Raw genomic sequence first — 1,901 nt, 5'->3', positions numbered from 1 at the left:
TCGCTTCCCGCGGGGGCCCCCCGGGCCCCCCGGGTCCGCGCGGGGCGGGGCGGGCCCCCGGCCCCGCCCCGGCCCCGGCGCGTCAGTCCAGGCAGAACTCGTTGCCCTCGGGGTCGGTCATCACGATGAAGCCGGTGCCCAGCGGGGGCTCGGGCTCGAAGCGGCGCTCGCGCTTCGCGCCCAGCGCCACGAGCCGGTCGCACTCGGCCTCCAGCGCCGCCATCCGCTCTTCCCCCTCGAGTCCGGGGGCCGCCCGGACGTCGAGGTGGACCCGGTTCTTGGCGGTCTTGCCCTCCGGCACCTGCTGGAAGAACACCCGCGGACCGTGCCCGTCCGGGTCCTCGATGGCCGACCTGCTGTTGCGCTGGTCCTCCGGCACACCGATCCGCGCGAGGAAGTCGTCCCACGCGGCCAGCGGGTCGGTGCCCTCGGGTACGTCGACTCCGGGCGGGCCGGGGTGGACGTAGCCCAGGACCTCGCGCCAGAAGCTCGACAGCGCCCGGGGGTCGTGGGCGTCGAAGGTGACCTGGAAGTGGCGGCTCATCGGGGTGCTCCGTTCGCGGCGGGGCCGGTGTCGAGTCGGCCGGTGTTCATCGAGCCCACCCTGACACCCCGTGCGGCCGTTGTCCGCCCGCTTTCCCGGGACGACGTCGCGGCGCCCCCGCGTCGTCGCCGCCTCCTACCGGTCGGCGCCCGTGGCCGCGGCCGTGGTGAACGGCAGGACGAGGCGGGAGGGGTGCGCGGCGTCCCGGTAGATCTTGTGGGTGACAGCCGAAGTAGGAGATGCCGATCGTGCCGACGTTGCCGTCGCACCACGGCTGCGCGGCGACCCACTCGATGAAGTGCGGGGCCGGGCTCGCAGGTGGCCCGGCCCCTCCGGTGCGCGCGGGTCACGCGGTCCAGGGCCGGAGCTTCTCCGGGTTCAGCACGCCCCAGACGTGCCGGATGCGGTCACCGGCGATGTCGAACGCGTACACCGCCACCGTGCTGCCGGCGTCCTCGGCCACCAGGCCGGGCCGCCCGTTGACGGTCCGCTCGACGAGCACGAGACCGGACAGCCTGTCGGCGACACCGACGAAGAACCGCGCCACCTCCTCACCGCCCTCGATCGGGGACGCGACGGCGGTGACGTGGCCACCGCCGTCGCCGACCGCCGTCGCGGCGGGGTCGAGGAGGCCGACGAGTGCCTCGATGTCCTTGGCCTCCCAGGCCTGCGCGAACTCCCTGACGACACCGGCGGCCCGCTCGGCGGGTACGGGACGGGACGGCGGCCGCGCGTCGCGGACACGGCGGCGGGCCGAGGAGGCCAGCTGGCGGCAGGCGGCCGGACTGCGGCCGACGATCTCGGCCACCTCGGGGAAGGAGTAGCGGAAGACGTCGTGCAGCACGAACGCGACGCGTTCGGCGGGGGTCATGGATTCCAGCACGACCAGGAAGGCCATGTGGACCGACTCGTCCAGGGTGACGCGGTCGGCCGGGTCGCCGGTCTCGGCCCCCGGCGCCCGGCCGGACCGCTCGGCCCGTTCCGGCAGCGGCTCGGGGACCCACTGCCCCACGTACCGCTCGCGCCGGGCCCGTGCCGAGCCGAGCAGGTTGAGGCAGATGCGGGTGGCGACCGTGGTCAGCCAGCCGCCGACCGACTCGACGGCCTCCTGGCGCTGCCGGGACATGGCGTACCAGCGGACGTAGGTCTCCTGGACGACGTCCTCGGCGTCGGACAGGGAGCCGAGGAGCCGGTAGGCGAGGTTGGTCAGCCGGCGCCGTTCGCCGACGAGCGCGGCCAGGCTCGGGTCGAGCAGGTCGTCCTGCGGTCCGGGCTGGACGGTCACGGTGTCCCCCGCTTCCTCGTGTCGCGGTCGCTGTCGACGGTCTGACAGAACGGCCCCGCGGAGTGTGAGGCT

Annotated in this window: 3 protein-coding genes; all 3 read right to left on the bottom strand. The window is 74.9% G+C overall.

What is annotated here, in order from left to right; translation table 11 throughout:
• Positions 1 to 82: 82 nt before the first annotated feature.
• Genes ACFWJB_RS31940 through sigJ form a run of 3 tightly spaced genes read right to left on the bottom strand, consistent with a single transcriptional unit; the run spans position 83 to position 1,829 of the window.
• Complete coding sequence (locus ACFWJB_RS31940) at positions 83 to 544, bottom strand: VOC family protein (RefSeq protein ID WP_386926572.1); 462 nt, start codon at positions 542 to 544, stop codon at positions 83 to 85.
• 46 nt (positions 545 to 590) lie between these two features.
• A complete protein-coding gene (locus tag ACFWJB_RS31935; protein WP_386926615.1) occupies positions 591 to 839 on the bottom strand; it encodes a CocE/NonD family hydrolase in 249 nt (82 codons plus the stop codon).
• A 51-nt stretch (positions 840 to 890) separates the two neighbouring features.
• Complete coding sequence (gene sigJ, locus ACFWJB_RS31930; protein WP_386926570.1) at positions 891 to 1,829, bottom strand: RNA polymerase sigma factor SigJ; 939 nt, start codon at positions 1,827 to 1,829, stop codon at positions 891 to 893.
• Positions 1,830 to 1,901 lie beyond the last annotated feature (72 nt).

Source organism: Streptomyces sp. NPDC127100, assembly GCF_042724095.1.
In the GTDB taxonomy this organism is placed as follows: domain Bacteria; phylum Actinomycetota; class Actinomycetes; order Streptomycetales; family Streptomycetaceae; genus Streptomyces.
Note: the sequence above shows the minus strand (reverse complement) of the source record. Positions and strands in the feature narration are given on the sequence as shown.

What these genes read in the sequence shown, in the direction of transcription:
- ACFWJB_RS31940 (WP_386926572.1), bottom strand. Translation starts at nt 544, where the DNA reads ATGAGCCGCCACTTCCAGGTCACCTTCGACGCCCACGACCCCCGGGCG.